Below are 1,903 nucleotides of genomic sequence, written 5' to 3' on the forward strand. Positions count from 1 at the left end.
GGGCAGTGCCGACAGCCTGCTCAAGGCGGGCTTTACCCTGCTCGACAGCGATGGTGACAAGGTCTCCTCCACTATTACCGTGGCGGTGGGTGATGGTGCCAATCCGACCATCTCCGCCGTGACCGGCACCACCATCACCGAGATGGCGCAAGGGGAGACGGCTGCCGTCAGCACCATGAGTTTCTCGGTCGCGCACGGCAGCGATGCCCTTGAACCCAACTCTCTTGATTTTGATATCGCCGCTATCCAGAGCACTCTGACCGGACTGACCAGCCACGGTAACCCGGTCACTTTCGCCGTTGATCCCGCAACCGGCCAGCTGGTCGGAACCGCCGGTGGGCAGGTGGTGCTGCGCGCCGAGCTGAGCCTGGTCGATAACAACGGTAACTGGAGCGTCACCGCCAAGGTCACCCTGAACGGCGAGCTGGATCACAAGGGGAGTGAATCCCTCAACCTGCCGCTTGCCGTCACCCTGGCCGACAAGGATGGCGATCGCATTGGTACCACGCTGCCGCTCACCATTGCGGATGGCAAGGCACCGAGCTTTATCCTGGGCACCGGTGTGACCCTGGATGAGGGGAACCTCACCGGCAACAACAGCCTGAGTCAAACCGGTCACTTTGATGTACAAGCTGGGTCGGATCGGGTGGTCGAGGTGGCCTTTGCCGATGCCAGCGAACAGCCTGCGCTGACCGCATTGGGTAAACCGGTGCAGTACGAGCTGGTGGATGGCAACAGCGCCATCCCCGGTAGCCAGCTCATCAAGGGCTATGTGATGGTCGATGGCCAGCGGGTCGAGGTGTTCGAGGTCAAGCTGGTTGGCAGCCTCGATCAGGCGGGCAAGAACGGGTTTGACTATCAGGTCACCCTCTATCAAGGGCTTCATCAGGGCGGCAACGCCGTGACCGAGCTGCCCATCAAGGTGATCGTCAACGATTACGACAAGGCGGGCGGCAACAACGACAGCACCAGCGGCACCCTTAATCTCCAGATTGGGGAAGGGGAGAAACCGATCCTCACCCTTACCGATGTAACCCTCAATGAAGGGCGCTTCGATGGCGCCAACTCGGCCGTGGATGACCAGCAGACGAGCGGCAAGATCACCATCAAGGCTGACTCGGATCCGGTGACCGATGTGCGTTTGACCTTTGCGGGTCAGGTGATGGATGCCAGTGGCAAGGCCATCACCCATAACGGCGAAACCCTGACCTGGAAAGCGGTTGGCACCGATGGTCACACCTTCCAGGCGGTAACCAGTGGTGGTCTGGTAGTGATGACGGTCTCCATCCCGGCCGTTCCCGCCACCATCGCCGCTCACACCAGCGCAGAGATCGGTTATCAGGTGACGGTGCATACCAACCTGGATCATGGGGCGGATAACAAACTCAACCTGACCTTGCCGGTAGAAGTCACTGACAGCGACAGCAGCAAAAATCAGGGAACCGCTACCATCACGGTAAGTGATAGCGCAGACCCTGTGCTCGGTCTCGATAAAGGGGTCGTCCTGCAAGAGGGGGGCAACCAGAGCATCGATGGTCAGCTGCCTGTGACAGTGGGCAGCGATCGTCTGGTCTCCCTCAACTTTGAGGCGAGCCAACCAGCGCTCGCTGGGCTCACCAGCCAGGGCAAAGCGACGAGTTACGAGGTTAAAGACAACCAACTGATCGTCAAGGATTGGCAGGGCAAGGCAATCCTCACCGTGACCATCGGGCTGGATGGCAAATACAGCGTCTCCCTGACCGGTGTGTTTGACGAGCCGGCAGCGACCAATAGCCTCAACCTTGGTTTGAAGGTACAGGGCTCAGATTTTGACGGTGACAAGAGCAACCTCGGCACTCTCAATATCCAGATCACCGATGGCGCCTTGCCCCAGGTCGACCCTGTCTCCCTGACCCTGACGGAA

1 pseudogene is annotated in these 1,903 nt (G+C 59.8%); it reads left to right on the forward strand.

The features are described from left to right. Positions 1-1,903 (forward strand): annotated as a pseudogene (locus BN1133_RS20445) (retention module-containing protein); the annotation flags it as partial.

The sequence above is a fragment of the Aeromonas schubertii genome (genome assembly GCF_000820105.1).
GTDB classification, from domain to species: domain Bacteria; phylum Pseudomonadota; class Gammaproteobacteria; order Enterobacterales; family Aeromonadaceae; genus Aeromonas; species Aeromonas schubertii.